General features: G+C 51.4%; 12 protein-coding genes and 1 tRNA gene. 5 read left to right on the top strand and 8 right to left on the bottom strand.

The window, feature by feature from the left end; translation table 11 throughout:
• Positions 1 to 35: 35 nt before the first annotated feature.
• Positions 36 to 428: an outer membrane protein assembly factor BamB family protein gene (locus RID21_RS18775; protein ID WP_350191468.1), complete on the top strand. Its 393-nt coding sequence runs from the start codon at positions 36 to 38 to the stop codon at positions 426 to 428.
• Positions 429 to 462: 34 nt separating this feature from the next.
• Here RID21_RS18775 and RID21_RS18770 read toward each other — a convergent pair whose 3' ends face one another.
• The 8 genes from RID21_RS18770 to RID21_RS18735 form a co-directional block, all read right to left on the bottom strand.
• Positions 463 to 1,524 carry a GNAT family N-acetyltransferase gene (locus RID21_RS18770; RefSeq protein ID WP_350191466.1) on the bottom strand — a complete coding sequence of 354 codons (1,062 nt, stop codon included), beginning with the start codon at positions 1,522 to 1,524 and terminating at the stop codon, positions 463 to 465.
• A 140-nt stretch (positions 1,525 to 1,664) separates the two neighbouring features.
• Positions 1,665 to 2,081, bottom strand: a complete 417-nt coding sequence (locus RID21_RS18765; RefSeq protein ID WP_350191464.1) for a (deoxy)nucleoside triphosphate pyrophosphohydrolase — start codon at positions 2,079 to 2,081, stop codon at positions 1,665 to 1,667.
• Between the two features lie 24 nt (positions 2,082 to 2,105).
• Entirely contained in the window at positions 2,106 to 3,119 is a 1,014-nt protein-coding gene (locus tag RID21_RS18760) for a PIN/TRAM domain-containing protein (protein ID WP_145043950.1), read from the bottom strand.
• 726 nt (positions 3,120 to 3,845) lie between these two features.
• A complete protein-coding gene (locus tag RID21_RS18755) occupies positions 3,846 to 4,358 on the bottom strand; it encodes an ExbD/TolR family protein (protein WP_350191462.1) in 513 nt (170 codons plus the stop codon).
• 56 nt (positions 4,359 to 4,414) lie between these two features.
• A complete protein-coding gene (locus RID21_RS18750; RefSeq protein WP_350191460.1) occupies positions 4,415 to 4,885 on the bottom strand; it encodes an ExbD/TolR family protein in 471 nt (156 codons plus the stop codon).
• 72 nt (positions 4,886 to 4,957) lie between these two features.
• On the bottom strand, positions 4,958 to 5,854 hold the full coding sequence (locus RID21_RS18745) for a MotA/TolQ/ExbB proton channel family protein (RefSeq protein WP_145043945.1): 897 nt from the start codon (positions 5,852 to 5,854) through the stop codon (positions 4,958 to 4,960).
• A gap of 164 nt (positions 5,855 to 6,018) precedes the next feature.
• Entirely contained in the window at positions 6,019 to 7,062 is a 1,044-nt protein-coding gene (locus RID21_RS18740) for a tetratricopeptide repeat protein (RefSeq protein ID WP_350191458.1), read from the bottom strand.
• A 109-nt stretch (positions 7,063 to 7,171) separates the two neighbouring features.
• On the bottom strand, positions 7,172 to 10,807 hold the full coding sequence (locus RID21_RS18735; protein ID WP_350191456.1) for a tetratricopeptide repeat protein: 3,636 nt from the start codon (positions 10,805 to 10,807) through the stop codon (positions 7,172 to 7,174).
• 535 nt (positions 10,808 to 11,342) lie between these two features.
• Between RID21_RS18735 and RID21_RS18730 the strand changes: the two genes are divergently transcribed.
• The 4 genes from RID21_RS18730 to RID21_RS18715 all read left to right on the top strand — a co-directional run bounded on the left by RID21_RS18730 (position 11,343) and on the right by RID21_RS18715 (position 15,175).
• Positions 11,343 to 11,427: transfer RNA gene (locus tag RID21_RS18730), tRNA-Ser, on the top strand.
• Positions 11,428 to 11,547: 120 nt separating this feature from the next.
• The gene (locus RID21_RS18725) at positions 11,548 to 12,906 is read left to right on the top strand and encodes a tyrosine-type recombinase/integrase (protein WP_145441586.1); all 1,359 of its coding nucleotides are present in this window, start codon (positions 11,548 to 11,550) and stop codon (positions 12,904 to 12,906) included.
• A gap of 181 nt (positions 12,907 to 13,087) precedes the next feature.
• Positions 13,088 to 14,935 carry a serine integrase family protein gene (locus tag RID21_RS18720; protein WP_350191454.1) on the top strand — a complete coding sequence of 616 codons (1,848 nt, stop codon included), beginning with the start codon at positions 13,088 to 13,090 and terminating at the stop codon, positions 14,933 to 14,935.
• A gap of 57 nt (positions 14,936 to 14,992) precedes the next feature.
• Positions 14,993 to 15,175, top strand: a complete 183-nt coding sequence (locus RID21_RS18715) for a hypothetical protein (protein WP_145441588.1) — start codon at positions 14,993 to 14,995, stop codon at positions 15,173 to 15,175.
• Positions 15,176 to 15,330 lie beyond the last annotated feature (155 nt).

Raw genomic sequence — 15,330 nt, 5'->3', positions numbered from 1 at the left:
AGACCTGTTTCACAACTCAATCAGGAACTGTTCCCATGAGTGGCGGATTTCTGGATGACAATGCGTTCTCCGATCAAAGACCACGCAGAACCGACTCTTACGAGATCAACGATCTGCTCTTCCTCGGATTCAACTCGCGTGTCATGGCATTAGACCGGGACACCGGCGCATTGATCTGGAGCTGGAAAGCGCCTAAGGGACGCTCCGGCTATGTTGCGGTCATGGTGGATGAAGAACAGCTGTTTGTCTCGATTGATGGATACACTTACTGTCTCGATCCCTTCAGTGGGAATCAGCTCTGGTTCAATGGCCTCAAAGGCTTCGGTTATGGTATCCCCACCCTGGCAACTGCTGGTAACCATACCAACTCGGCCGGAGCCGCCGAAATGCGGGCTCGCGAACAGCGCAGGCGGAACAATAACGCCTAATAAACCAGTTTATTAATGGTATGACTGTGAGAGCTTAAGACAGCAACTCTGCGTTGGTCAGATGCCAGTGTTCCGGGGCGAGGATCGTATCCATCTGTAAATCAGAGTACTGAGGGTTCTGATATACGAAAACCTGAGTCGCCGACTTCCGTTCGAAAAAACCGAAGCGGGATAACAGTTTCCCGATTTCTTTTCGACCGAAATAATTCATGACGATCGTATCCATTCCAATCTGCCGGCACTGCTGAATAAAAGCAGCCAGCATTGTTTTAAGAACTGATTCATCTTGGTAGAAGAAGTCCTGAATCCCGGCAGCGTGGTCTCCGTTTCTGCCTGTCTCGCCGATCACGTACACGATGTATCCCAGCAGTTCCTGATCTCTGTTTTCCAGCGTCATAATCTGGAATCGGGAAGTCGGCTCCTGACAAAACCGCCATTCCAGAAATTCACGCGTCCGCTCTACTGTGATCAAATCCTGTGAATGCCGAGTGAACAGATCATGGAAGCGTTCATCAAAGGGGGCTTCAAAATTGGTTCTGAGACGCGGTGACAGGAACGTTCGAGACTCCAGTGAATAGAGACGCAGCCCCAGATCAACAAAGGTGGCTGCTCCTTTTCTCACTAGTGGGTTCGCGATTTTATTTTTGAGCTTATACTCGCTGCGCAGCGGCATAACCCAGTGCTGGAAGGTGCCGACTTTTTTGTAGCGACAGCGCTGGAAAACGGCAGCGGCGGTTTCTGTCATACCGTACACGAATTTGAAGTCGGTTTCCGGAAGATGTGAAACCAATGCTCGTTGTAACTTGATGGCAGCCTGGGCAGAGCGATGTTCGGGATCAATGTTAATCGCCTCGGCCTGACCAAAATACAGTGGCTCACCCTGATAATTCATGCGTCGACTGAGCAGCCCCGTTGAGCCGATCAGCTTACCGGCTGCTTCTTCCCGGGCGAGCCAGCAGTAGTTTTGCCCGAAGGGATTCTGTCGATGCGACCAGTCGAACCACTGGGAATCATTTTTATCAAAATTCCGATTAATCAGGGAAATCAGTTCTTCCTGATCGTCACTCGGTTGTGCCTGAGTGATTGAATAGCCCATTCTATTCCAGCCCGCTTCAGTTAGGGAATAATACCATTGAGGTGTTTATAAACGACCCTGAAGTTTAGGCCACGGAACGCCCTTGTCAAATCGGATCTGACGGGCGGAATTCTACTCGCGAGGCAAACATTCAGGTGTTGTCAACTGCGGATGTAGGCATTGATCAGCAGATCAATCAGCGGCGCATTTGCGGCGGGAAAATTTAAGGCGGGAAGTTCCTCAGCCGGGATCCAGCGGAACCCTTTCAGTTCTTCTGTGAGCAACTGAGCGGGTATAGCTGGTTCCGGGTGACATAACCAGAAATGCAACAGCACGTCTGCATGATCGTACGCGTGTTCGACATAGAGCAACTCTTCCGCGGGGTGAACATGCAGCCCCGTTTCTTCGAGACACTCTCGGGCGGCGCAGACATCCGGGGCTTCCCCGGGTTCGCATTTCCCCCCTGGGAACTCATGGTGCCCTGCGAGTGTCGTCGAGTGATCACGAACACCGATCAGGAACTGCCGCTGGTGTTCCACAACGGCAATTCCGATCCGGTTCGTTTTGCGCTCATTCATAACAGCCATCCGCTGTGAATGGGGTTAGCGGCTTTCGGTGACGCGGCCAAAGATCATGCGGCCGGCACTGCTCTGCAGCACACTGGTTACCACGGCATCCACGTCGCGCCCCACCAGGTGATTGGCCTGTTCGCAGACCACCATCGTTCCATCGTCCAGGTAACCGACACCCTGTCCCTGGGATTCACCTTCCTTGATGATCTTCAACTGGATATGTTCTCCGGGCAGGTAACGCGGTTTCAGCGAGTTGGCGACATCGTTCAGGTTGATCACATCGACCCCTTGCACGCTGGCAACCTTGTTGAGGTTGAAGTCGTTAGTCACAACTCTCCCCCCCAGTTTTTTCGCTGCCACCACCAGTCGCTGATCGACGGTGAGTCCCTTTTCCTTTTCCGTCTCCTTGGCGTCGTACATCGAGATATCGACGTTCGGGTTATTCTGTAAAGTAGAAAGAATATCCAGGCCCCGACGGCCACGGACGCGTCTGACCTTGTCGCTGCTGTCGGCAATATCCTGAACCTCTTTCAGGATGAAGTCAGGAACCACCATTTCCGAGTCAAGGATCTTGGTTTCCACAACGTCGGCAATCCGACCATCAATCAGGGCGCTACTGTCCAGCACCAGGGGACGGCCCCCCTTCAGTTCCCGTGAGAACTCAACGTAAGGCACGATGAAACGAAAATCGTCCTTCGTCTGTAAGAGAAACGATATACACAGGTAGGGGAGCGTCAGCGTCGAGATCATCACCACACCTTCCCCCCAGGGCGTTTTGGAAATTACCGGGCTTAGAGCCTGGATCAGCAGATAGCTGAGCAGAACGCCGACCAGCAGGCCGAAATAAATGGCAGACATCACCTCGATGCGCTTCTGGCTGATGAGCAGGTCCAGGCAGGTGACGCCCTGGGTCAACATCATGAGCAGCACAAATGCGATCAGGGGGTACTGATCCACGGGGCTGGGCGGGTTAGAGCTGACGTACGTTGCGATGGCTCCCGCACAGACAAAGGCGTAGAGCACTCGAATACTGATTAACAACATTGGTTTTAGGTCACTTCAGGTATAAGGCAAACTTCTAGTAAGTTGTTCCCTGTGACTCCTGAACGCTGACACGCATCGTATACTTCCACATCCGGTGACTGTTCGACAGCCTGGGATGCAGATTCAGAAACATTCCTGAACTCTGAAACGGGTCTAAGACATCCAGAGAGCTTGGGAATGATTTTGAGTCGGTGATCAGAGTGGTTGAATTAATGCAGCTGATTAATCAAGTCGTCTGAAGGACGCATCCGGTGGGAAGGATCTCGTAGAAGATCCCTGTCCTGTGGGGTGCAATCTGTTCGTGAATGGGCCGGTTGGTGCTGGTTCATTTTCAATGCAGGACCTCGTCAATTCCTTCATCAAATTTGTGGAAACCAATACAAATTCTTCAACAGGCATCCCGGTAACAGATACCGAGGCAAAAAATCATTGTGTGATCTCCCAAACACACAACATGCTGCAGCTTGTTTCCGGCTGGTGAGCCGGCATAGATCAAGCTGTTATTATAAACCTTACGCCCGTATTACGGGTTAAGGATGATCGTACACTATAGCCTAACCCCAGATTACCTGCTACTGAAAAAGATTCGGTTAGAACTGTTTCCTGCATGAATTTCAGGTGTGGCTTTAGTTGGACATTGGTGTCATTAAAAAAGAGAGTCGCCACCAATGAAAAAATGCTCACAGATATGGATATCTGTAAGCATTTTAGCGAATAATTCTCTGCTTAACTGCCCGCTGCGGGACCACCCACGGGAGGGGCAAATTTGATCTTCTCAATGTAACGAATAATATGCTTAGCCGAAGAATCAAGTCGTCCTGTACAGGCACTGACGGCCTTCAGGGTGTATTCGTAATGCAGGTTGTAATCGGCTTCGATTTCGACTTCCATATCCTTGGTGATCGGGTTACCCGGTTTGCCGATGATCTTCAGAATCTCATGATTCAGACCGGCAAAGACATTGGGACCGTTCCCCAGATTGACCTGACCCAGACGGATCGTATTCAGTGAGCCATCTTCATTGGCGACCAGGCGAACTTTGATATCCGGGAAAATATTCGGGTCTTCAGCCGGAGTATTACTGTCCGTGATCGGCATGTTGACGTTGAAATCCCCTTCGGGTTCAACAATGTTCAGCGTCAGCATGAAGAAGATCAACAGCTGGAAAACCACGTCAATCATCGGCGCCATCTGGGGCTCGATTTTTTCTGCTTCCCGGCCTGAGCTGCGTAACTTCATAGGAACCTGTTCCTGTTATTGAATACTCGCATGCATTGATGCGTTGAAAGATACCGTTATTGAATCTTCTGTGTCGCCTTGAAGGCAAACTTGGTGAAACCGTTCTCCTGGGCGAGCTTGATCAAATCCTGAATCAGCCCCGTTTTTACAAGCGCATCGGCTCGCAGAATCACAGGTACCTCTTTAGGATCCTGGTTCTTCTGCTTGTAGATACGGGCTTCCTGTTCCAGTTTAGGGCCGAATTTCAGCACCGGGATCTGTTCGCCATTATAAAAGATATAGGCTTCGGGGTCGGTGATTTCGCCCTGCGTGTTCCGGTCGAAGCCGATGTTCAGAACCAGTTCATCAGCGGCTTTGACTTCGGGTGGTTTGGCCAGTGAGTCGGAAGGGAGTTTCACCCGTTCGTCGGCCTGGATCTGTTCGAAGTTGGTAATCACCATGAAGAATGCAATGAGCTGAAAGACGATGTCGATCATGGGAGTCATGTCAACATCAGCGACAGCCGGCTTCTTTGATTTGATTTTCATCGGTTCACTCTTTTCTCCGTCAGAAGTCACTGCTCAACTGATGAGACAGTGACTCTGCTGGAAATTGGTGGTTTATTTACTGCTGGAAGAGAAACGGTTCATCAGGCTTTCGCTGATCATGCCGACTTCCAGTGAGAAGCGGGCAACCCGGTTTCGCAACAGGCTGTAGAAAATCATCGCGGGAATCGCAACAGTCAGACCTTCCAGTGTGGTGAACAACGCGGTCGAAATACCGTCAGCCAGTTCGGAAGGTTTGGGGGAAGTTGCCGAGTTAGCGATGGTCTGGAAGCTCAAAATCATACCATACACCGTACCCATCAGCCCGATCATGGGAGCGATGGCACCAATCAGAGCCAGGTAGCTCAGCTTGTGTTCCATGGCCATGTTTTCGTCTTCACCGACTTCCTGCATCCCCTCGACGGCTTCTGAGTAACCCTGATTCAGTTTGCTCAGTCCCGCTGCCAGTACGCGGGCAACGAATGAGTCATCGCTTTTAGCCAGCTCGAAGGCCCCCTGGTAATCTTTGTTATTCAGCTTTTCTTCGAAGGCACCGATCAGATCCGGTGGCATCAGGTTGTCGCGACGAATCGAAAGTACGTTAGCCATGATCAAGGCAACCATCAGGAAGGATAGCAGCAACAGGATCAGACCGAAGAAACCCGAAGCCCGAATCATCCAGGACAGGAAGCTTTCAGAGGCAGCAGCAGGTGCGGCACCGTTGGCAGCAGGTTGAGCTCCACCGGCTGCCGGAGCTTCGCCGGCAGGGGCCTCTCCAGCCGCGGGTGCTTCACCAGCGGGGGCTTCGTTAGCGGCAGGTGCTTCACCGGCAGGAGCAGCTTCATCCTGGTAAGCAAAACTGCGGGCGGTCAGCCCCAGCGGTGTCATCAGGACGGCTAGCAGTAAAAACAGGCTCAGGCTGCGGTAAGTCAGTGAAGTCTGATTCCGTTCCAAGGAATTCCCCATCATCATCGTTGTGTTCTCCGGTCTACTGAAAGGAGTGTTAATCGTGGATATTTCGTTATTGTACCTGGAAGTCGTAAATGTTTGTGGTCGTTATTATTTATTGGCCAAAATTGGCTTGTAAAGGGTAGACATGCCGTTTCTTGCCAGCAAACTGACATTCGTAACGAATATTAGCTTCCTGAGGCTTTTTGCGACCATTCGCTGTCCGGATACTGCTGCTGCAGGACGGCTCGTGCTTCCGCACCCCGCTCTGGCTTCTGCACTTTTCCCCAGAGATTGGAGAGGTGGTACAGCGCTTCTGCGTGCAGACCAGGTTCAGACGGGAACAGGACGTCGACATGCAGATAAGCAATCAGAGCTTCTTTGGATTCACCCAGTGCCTGGTAGCAGTCACCTTTTTTGATATAAGCTTCTGCCAGCAGGGCTTTCTGCTGAGAGTTGACATTCTTGATCATGTCATCCAGCAGCTGGATCGCTTCTTTGGGTTTCCCCTCTTTTTCCAGGCATAAGGCGCTGCCCAGTTGAGCGGCTCGTTTGCTGGCCAGTTCACCTTCGGATTTGCCATCCATTTTGGCGACGGCATTGAAGGCGTCCAGAGCACCTTTGGTGTTCCCCTGGGCCAGCAGGACACGCGCCTTCATGTTTTTGGCATCCATCTGGTAGTCTTTCCAGGGAGACCGTTCCACTTTTCCAAAGGCCGTGTTCGCATTGGCAAAATCTTTTTTGGCCAGATAGGCTTCCCCGAGGAGCTTCTCCGCGGGGTAATAGCGGAAGTGATCGGGATTGGCTTTGATAAAAGCGTCGAGCAGTTTAATCGCGTTGTCCAGCTCGGCAGCATTGGACTGGGCCTTTTTCAGACTGGCCCGGGCAATCATGAACTGCAGGTTCTTCTTCAGATTCTCGCTTGCGCCAGACTCGGCTTTTTTATATTCGGCCAGGGCTTCAGTATAGTTGCCGTTCTGTTCCTGGTTACGGGCGATATTCAGCTGCGGCGGTTCCCCGTCCCAGCGAATCCGTTCAATATCATTCGCAGGGATCTTTTCGGTGGTCGAACCGCGTTTGAGTGACAGTTCCGTCTTGGTGTAGCCACTGACATCACCCAGCTGCGGACTGCCTGAATTAGTATAAACGGTATCTGCAGCAGACGCGGATGCGGTGCCCCAGAGCAGTGAGCCTGCTAACGCCATCAAACTGAAACAGATGGAACGTTTCATAAGTTGATTACTCCCCAACGGCATGAAATAACTTTTCTCAAATTGTCTTATCTAAATCAATCAGTCAATATAACGACCGGTTCCGCTAAGCGGTCCTGGAACCATGGTTCTAGGATTGGCTATCTGAGCCGGGTTTCGATTTCTTCTGCTGTTTGGCCTGGGCCGCTTTTTTCTTGGCAATCGCGGCTTTACGTGCTGCCAGCTCTTCGGGCGACATCTGAGCCAGCTTGGCCTTGCGGGCTGCAATTTCTTCGGGAGTCAGTTTCCGTTTCTCTTTTCCGGAACTGCTGGAAGAAGATTTCTCCTTACTGCTCGTCTCTTTACTCGCAGTTTTCTCAGGGGCCGGTTTCTTAGGCTGCGGTTTGTCTGTAACAGGAGCCGGTCGAGAGGCTTTTTCCAGTTTGGAGCGACTCGGTTTAGGAGACGCCGGAGGCGGCGCAATATTGATGTCAGCAGATGCCGTTCCACTCGCAGCAAACTGGTAAGAGGGACGCGATTTCTTGCCTTTGAGACCAAAGAAGTAGAATGCCACGGCACCGCCGATTCCCAGTACGATTACGGCCAGGAACAGAATGGTGCTGGAGCCTCCCTGGGCAGCAGCATCCTCTTGTGACTGCTGTGCCACCTGCTGCTGAGTATTCGCTGGAGGAGCTTCCTGCAACTGAGCTGCCTGATTACTGGCAACTGTTTCCGTAGCTGATTTGCGTCGTTCCAGATCCTGTGGGTCTTCACCCAGGTCGGTCTGGACCTGTCGGTAAAGTTGATTAAATCGCTCGTAGACATCATCGGGCAGATCCACGCTGATCTGAGCAAAGACGTTTGCTTCCGATTTGGCCATCTCCAGTTGTGAAACATCATTGCTGGCAATACCGTATTTGCGACGCGTGTCGATGCTGTTGTACTGGGCGTCGTAATACATCTTCTTCAGGTCGTCTCGCCCGGAAGAAGCCATGGAGCTTGACAGCAGGCGTGCCAGATAGGCCCAGCCACGAATCAAAGCACCATTCTCAAGCTGCATCCCGTTGATCGCCTGCATATACTTTTCGTTGGAATTACCCTGTCCACTTTCGGCCCAGTCCATCAGGATCTTGGCTGCTTCAAACTGAACTTCGGGGGACTTGTCTTTTTCCTTTAAGACGGGAGTGAGCAGGGTGAGGGCTGCTTCAAACTCATCCTGTTCCCGCTTGCAGTTTACCAGTCGCAGAGTAATGCCGACTTCGAAATTGCCGGGAATGAAATCGCCCGTGGCTGCCTGCCGTTTCTTGATTTCTTCGAAGGCGGCTGCCGCTTTATCGAAATACTTGCGCGCTGTCGCCGGATCTTCGCTGGCTCCCAGTCCCATTCCGTAATAAGTTTCTCCAATCCAGACCAGTGATCCATAAGTCTGATCTTTCCGCTTGAAGATATCATTCAGGAAGGTTTCCAGTGATTTCCGTACGTCTGCCAGTCGCTTTGTATCGCCGGTCGCTTTCAGCCGTTCAATTTCTTCAGTGATTTTTTCACCCAGTTGCCGATACATGTCGGTAATCGCTTCTCCTCCGGAACCGGAGGCGGATTCTTCCAGCTGCTGCATCGCTTTCCGGGCCAGATCGATCTGCTGCAGGCCGATATAACCGCGGAGCTGTAACTGGTAGACAAGATTGGCAAATTCGGAACTCTGCACCCCTTTGGCAGGACGTTTTTTACCTTTAGCGACATGAATTGCTTTGAGCACCGAGTGCGGATCTTTCCCCAGGATGTCGATGGCTTCCTGGTAGTTGCCTTTGTCCAATGCGATCTGCGCCAGGGACGTTTTGGCTGCGGTCAGTATCTCAGGAGCAGGATCTTTGGCCGGTATTTTTTTCTCTGTGGCAGCAATCCCGGTTCGCAGGTGTTTCTCAGCCAGTGAAGCCCACTCATTCAGATTCGCGGGTTTATCGTCAGAACGACGGGCCAGAGCGGTCAGGTAACTGTTCCAGTAAGCCTGTCCGGCTTTGATCTGGGCATCGACGTATTGAGGGGCCGAAGCGGGTACCTTGGAGTACCATTTGGCTGCTTCCACCGGACGCTCGGTCTGGCTGTAAATGTTACCCAGCTGAATTTTCGCGTCGTTGGCTCGATCGCTCTCAGGCCATTTTTCTGTGATCAGGTTACAGATACTCTCCATGTGCTGGTTGTCGACATAACGTTGCTCTTTGGGGGAATCGTTATAGGCCTGCAGATAACCTGCCAGCGCCAGGTAGGCGGCGTCCAGGGCGACCTGGGAGCTGTCTTTGTCGTGGTAATTGGCGACGAATTCCCCGAGCACCGCACATTCATAACTCCGTCGCAGGTTGTAATAGGTGTAGCAGAGCAGGAAGCGGGCGTGGTCGAGTTCTTTGGGATCGGTTTTCTTGTCAGCCAGTTTGAGCCCCAGCTTCAGCAGACGTGCCGTCTCTTCCATGAACTGGTCGAGTTCCACCTGCGCCTTTTTCTTGGCAGCTGGTGTTTTGGCAGCGGCTACCTTCTCTTTCAGCGTTTTAGTCTGCTGAATACGATCCTGCCCCAGGCCGTAAGCGGTGGCGAAGTCTTCGGGATCGCCGCCTGCGCGTCCCTGGATTTTCGCGTTGATCCGGCCGATCATCAGACGGGAGACATCACGAAACTTCCCGCGGAAGGCATTCACGAAGCGGGCGTTGGTCAACGCCTGACGCAGGATGCGTTCCTGGTCCGCCGGTTTCACCCCTTCCTGGGTGGCCAGTGCTTCTTGTGCCCGTGCCAGTTCCCAGGTGATTCCCTGGCCGACAGCGGTACGTCTGCGGGACCGGTTTTCCTTGAGCCACTGCTCGGCTTCGTTGATGACCAGTTGATAATCTTTTTTCTTTTCATCATTCAGACAGATCAGGCGGAACTGCAGAATGTTGTCTTTTAACTGCCTGATGGGCTGCGATTTACCTGGGTGCCCCAGCAGTTCGTTATAAATCCCCAGGGCCCGGCCCAGTTCGCCCTGCTCTTCAAAACATTTCCCTTGCCACATGCGGGCATACAAACCACCCACCTGGCTGCGGTAACGTTCGTGAATCTTGGCGTACTCTTCCGATGCCTTTTTCAGCAGCCGGTTGAAGTCGGCACTGCCCGGATCATAAGTCTGCGCTTCTGCATAAGTACACTGAGCCAGGTCCAGCTGCGCGCTCATGAATTGAATTTCCGCTTTGGCGCGGGCTTCGTATTTTTCCGGTTCTTTGTTTTTGTCGATAAAGGTCGCCGGGAACGATTTCCAGGTCTTTTCGTGCTGATCATAGGCTTTCTGGAAGATACTGCGTGCCTGGGCAATCAGCTTGCGGGCTGCCTCCTGGTGGGCCTTTTTGTTGTTCTGCTCGGACGGCGATTCGGCCTTGCGGACTTCGACTTCCGCTTTCTCCAGAATAATCTTTCCCCGTTCTGTATTCGCGGTACCCGCTTTGGGGTGATTCGGGTTTTGCTTGGCGAACAGTTCCAGCTGCGCCAGTGCCTTATTCAGCGTCTCTTCCTGCTCTTCGGGAAGTTTCTGGGTTCGCGAGAACAGCATCAGCGTCATGGCACGTTCGAAGGGAATCAGCTCGCGGACCTCTTTCGGAGTGTCTTTGGCTGCTTCGATCTGATTCAGATAATCGAGTGCGATATCGTGATAATTTTTCTCACGCAACCCCTGCACAAATTCCAGATACTGTTCTTCTGCTGGGAGAGAGGACGCGAAAGTCAAAACCGTAAACAGAGTCACGATCGAAACAAAATGGAAAAGACGCATATTCTAAATTCCATTGCTAATGAACGGATGAACCGAGGCCGTGAGAGATGAGGAATCGATACCTGTGACATCACGCCTGTCGAAAGCACCCCACAGAATGGGCGTACCCCGGCATACATCATACCTACTTCGTTTATCAAATGTTCGCTGTCAGATAGTAATTTTCTGCGAGAGATGATTTTTCCAAGATGAAAGGGAACCTTTCTTTACAGAAAATCTCTATGAATACCAGCATATCCCGACGTCGGGGAGTCTGCAAGAAAGATGCACGGAATCGTCCAAATTCAAGCTGTTCCTGCGCCTGACTGGCCTTCCGGTCTTTCCTTTTAACGCAGTTAATCACTGTTTCCTACGTGAAAAAAGAGGGGAAAGTTGGACTCCCGACCGACTGTAGAGTGAACGACAAAGCGATTCGGTTTGTCTTTACAGGAAAAGCAAAGTCAGCCCCGGCTGGAATTTGACGCTGAGCCACGTTACTTATATGCTGTGAAACACGCTGGCTCCGCAGTCCCTGTATGGGCGCCGCGGTCCGTCCGGAGAGGTGACAGAGTGGCCGAATGTGCCGGTCTCGAAAACCGGTGTGCCGCAAGGTACCGGGGGTTCGAATCCCCCTCTCTCCGCTTTTCAAACTGACCAAACGCGCTAAGTTATTGAATTCAATAGCTTAGCGTTGTTTTTTGCGCGTCGTAATAAACCCCCTGGTGCACAGTTGGTGCACACAGTGTGCACAGGAGGTTTTGATGAGACGACGCAAAAAGTCTGCGCAACGCAAACGCGTTGGGCGTGTTTCGTACTATCTGCATCACGGTGCCTGGTATCTTTACTACCGTGATGGAGACCGGCCAGTCCGGTTGCGAGTCGCTGACACAGAGGATGAAGCCGAGCAGATCGCGGCGCAAGTCAATGCGCAGCTGGCTTCGTCCAGCCCTACTCTGTTTTCCTTCACGTCTGTCAGTTTTTCAGAACTGCGACAGGCCTTCCTCAATCATCATGAAACCGTGGCTCCATCCTCTCCGGCCACGATCAGACGCTATCGATCGGCGACCCAGCATCTTGAAAACTATTTCAATGAATGCCGTCCATCTGACCTGGCGCATGCGATACGCACAGACCATTTTGTAGCCTGGCTGAGGAAGCAGAAAGTTTCCCCAAACGGCCATCCCAACACGGCCAAACGGGTACTTCGTGATAAAGGCCTGCGCTTCGTTTTGGAAGTCTGTCGGTCGGTATATATCTATGCCGCCCAGCAACGATTTCTTCCCCCCTACTTCGAAAATCCTTTCTCCAAGCTCAACCTGGAGCGGATGAGAATCGAAGATGCCAAACCCATCTTTGTCTTCGATGCGGAGGATGAACTGAGATTCTTCCAGAAAGCGGATGACTGGACTTTTCCCATCCACTTTATTCTTGCCAAGACAGGATTAAGGTCGGGCGAACTGATCCATCTGCTGATCGAAGACGTCGACCTGGAAAACGGATGGCTGCATGTTCGCAACAAGCCAGAGTTGCACTGGAAAATCAAAACCAGACGCGAACGCTCTGTCCCCTTGATTGAGGAAGCGGTCACCGTCTTACGCAGGGTGATTGGTAATCGAACAGCGGGTCCTGTATTTATCCGGCACCAGTTTGATCCCCTCAACTCGCCTTTGGGAAACCTGGACCAGATGGCACTCCAGGAAGAACTTCGGCAACGCATCTCGCATGCTGACTCAGGAAGTGTGCTGACTCTTTCGCAAACCATGGAGGAGAAGCTCGCCCGAGCCGTCTGGCGTGAAGCCGGCGTGATTCGCTCGGAGCGTGTGCGGACATCGTTTATCCGTACCGCCAAGTCTGCAGGTCTGAAACAGTCTTCCTGCCCCAAAAGCTGGCGGCACTCTTTTGCCACACTGCTTCAGGATGCCAACGTCGATCCACTCATTCGTCAGGTCACACTGGGGCATAAACCGAGCGAGGACGCCCGCAGTGGCGGTCTGGGGATGACAGGCGTGTATACGCACACTCGCGCCACCACGCAGAAGCGAGAGATCGAACGTGCTCTTCGCTTCTGGCCCCAGTCTCTCGCTTATGCGAGGCGATGGACCAATTCTAAAAAAGTCTGAGTCTAAGCATACTGACTCGCTTTGAACACATTAATAAATACCCATTTAAAAGGGAGTTTTAAGCATGAGCTATAGAGAAGAAAATGAACTCAAACCACGGAATGGTCATACACTGGTCGTTGGGATTCTAGGACGTATTTCCGGTTGTGCAAACCAGAAAGAACTCAGCCTGGATGATCAAGTGGATCATGGCAAACAGATTGCCTATGAAATGTACGATGGAGAGATTGAGTTCCGGATAATCACAACCAAGGGAAAAGGTGAGCGACTTGACCGTCCGGAACTTCTTAAGATCGAGAACTGGCTCAACTCAGATGAGTTGGATTTATTAATTGTCGAAGATCTTGGTCGCTTGGTACGTGGCCCAGCAGCTCATCGTCTGTGTGGCATTGCGGTCGACCATGGAACCAGAGTCATTTCTCCCAATGATTTTATTGACACTAATAATGAAAATTGGGAAGACGATGTACTTAATGCATGCAAAGAGCATCTGAAACACAATACGCATACATCTCTTCGATTGAAACATAAGTTGATGAATCGGTTTGAAAAGTACGGAGGTGCCACTCCCTGCCCTATTGCTGGATATATCAAACCTGAGAATGCCAAGTCGTACTCAGATTGGGTCAAGAAGGAAGATGCAACTATATTCATACGCGAAGGTCTTCAAATCCTCAAACGGACTCTCAATGGCGAAGCCGTTGCGGAATACTTTAACGAAAATGGATTTTCACCAGGTCCCTATTGCAGTAAGGATCAATGGGACGGACGTATGGTGCTACGCTTCTACCGTAATCCGACACTTAAAGGATTTCCGCAACGTGGAGATAAGCATTCCATCAAACATCATGAAACCGGCAGAAGAATCTCAGTCCGTAATCCGAATGGTCCCCGGTATCGAGAAGAACCTCATCTGGCATTTTTCTCTCCTGATGAGATTGATCCCGTTCTCAAAGCTTTAGCTGAGAAAAATGCGAATTATAAACGTAAGAAAAATCAGAATGGCACTGACTCACGGCATCGGGTTCCCAAGAAACGGACCCGGGCCTTTGGTCAGCATGCTACCTGCTTCTATTGCGGTTTTCATTACGTGTGGGGAGGGAACGGCATGACGGACAACCTGATGTGCTCCAATTCCCGCGAGTGGCACTGCTGGAACTCTGTTGGGTTTAACGGGCCTGAAGCCGCACAGAAACTTCTGGAGGTGGTTCTGGATAGCGTTGCGACTCTGGATGAAATTGATTCTCAGTTTCGAGAGATTGTGCAGCAGACGCATGCCGGTGGTCCTGAAAAACTTCTTGCCCGTGAAAATCAATTAAATCGGGAAGAGGAAGACATTGAACGTGAACGCGCTAAGCTCAAAAAGTTTTTCAAGGAGATCGATGATATCGATGGTGATTTTCTTTCTGAGATGCTTGCCGAGTTAAAGGGTCGAGAAAAACAGTTATTACTTGACCGGAGGGCATTAGAGCATGCAAGATCTCGTCAACTCGATCTTCCGAAATCCACATTAGAGCTCAAGGGGATTTTGCAGCATCACCTCGAAGATGTCGATATCCACTCTCATGAATTCGGTGATTTGATCCGGGAATTGGTCCCGGAAATTCATGTCTACCTAGTACGGCTGATTGACGGTGGTCATCTACTGCCTCGTGCCAAGATCTGCCTTAATCTTGCAGGGAGCATTCCGGATGCAGCTGCGTCTACTGAGTTACAGCAGTTACTGTCTAGGGAACTGACTCTGGATCTCTTTGAGCCCCCTCAACGTGAATTGATCCGACCGGAAGCCGTCAGACTGGCTGCTGCTGGACTGGAACAGCGGGAAATTGCGAGTCGGCTGGATGGTAACCCCACTCAGACCGCGGTCTGGAAAGCCTTGAAGCTGCATCAGCAGATGCTGGAACAGGGACTGACAAGTCCTTACATATTTTTGGATGAACCGCCTGACGACTATAAAAAACTGCGCAGGCACAGGAACAAAAAGTATTCTTTTCAGCCGAAGCCCGGTTATCAGCGACCTCCACTCTGAAAATGAACACCCCCATTGATTCCTGATCCGACCCCGGCAAGTTGCCGGGGTTTTTTAATGCGCTATCTGAAAGGAGCTATTTTGAAAGCCAGACACTCCCAAACCAAAAAGAAAAACGTGAAGCCAACCGGCCCCGTCATTCCGGGAAGCCCCGTGCATCGGCTGTTACAGCTGATTGCCAGATCAATTGTCAAAAAGTATGAACCGGACGACGCAGAACGGGATTCCCGTAAAAACTAAATTTTGCCCCAAAACGTGTCATAATAAATAGGATTATATGCAGCGTGTTAGCATTCAGGTGGAGCGGTTTTTCGGGGTACTCAACACGCGGCATATGATCTATTGGACTGAACCGCAGGGACGTTTTCGACTATGGGGATTGAATGACCGCAGGG

Source organism: Gimesia sp. (assembly GCF_040219335.1).
Lineage (GTDB): Bacteria > Planctomycetota > Planctomycetia > Planctomycetales > Planctomycetaceae > Gimesia.
This window is presented reverse-complemented; position numbering and strand designations above follow the sequence as displayed.

What these genes read in the sequence shown, in the direction of transcription:
- RID21_RS18775 (WP_350191468.1), top strand. Translation starts at nt 36, where the DNA reads ATGAGTGGCGGATTTCTGGATGACAATGCGTTCTCCGATCAAAGACCA.
- RID21_RS18770 (WP_350191466.1), bottom strand. Translation starts at nt 1,524, where the DNA reads ATGGGCTATTCAATCACTCAGGCACAACCGAGTGACGATCAGGAAGAA.
- RID21_RS18765 (WP_350191464.1), bottom strand. Translation starts at nt 2,081, where the DNA reads ATGAATGAGCGCAAAACGAACCGGATCGGAATTGCCGTTGTGGAACAC.
- RID21_RS18760 (WP_145043950.1), bottom strand. Translation starts at nt 3,119, where the DNA reads ATGTTGTTAATCAGTATTCGAGTGCTCTACGCCTTTGTCTGTGCGGGA.
- RID21_RS18755 (WP_350191462.1), bottom strand. Translation starts at nt 4,358, where the DNA reads ATGAAGTTACGCAGCTCAGGCCGGGAAGCAGAAAAAATCGAGCCCCAG.
- RID21_RS18750 (WP_350191460.1), bottom strand. Translation starts at nt 4,885, where the DNA reads ATGAAAATCAAATCAAAGAAGCCGGCTGTCGCTGATGTTGACATGACT.
- RID21_RS18745 (WP_145043945.1), bottom strand. Translation starts at nt 5,854, where the DNA reads ATGATGATGGGGAATTCCTTGGAACGGAATCAGACTTCACTGACTTAC.
- RID21_RS18740 (WP_350191458.1), bottom strand. Translation starts at nt 7,062, where the DNA reads ATGAAACGTTCCATCTGTTTCAGTTTGATGGCGTTAGCAGGCTCACTG.
- RID21_RS18735 (WP_350191456.1), bottom strand. Translation starts at nt 10,807, where the DNA reads ATGCGTCTTTTCCATTTTGTTTCGATCGTGACTCTGTTTACGGTTTTG.
- RID21_RS18725 (WP_145441586.1), top strand. Translation starts at nt 11,548, where the DNA reads ATGAGACGACGCAAAAAGTCTGCGCAACGCAAACGCGTTGGGCGTGTT.
- RID21_RS18715 (WP_145441588.1), top strand. Translation starts at nt 14,993, where the DNA reads ATGCGCTATCTGAAAGGAGCTATTTTGAAAGCCAGACACTCCCAAACC.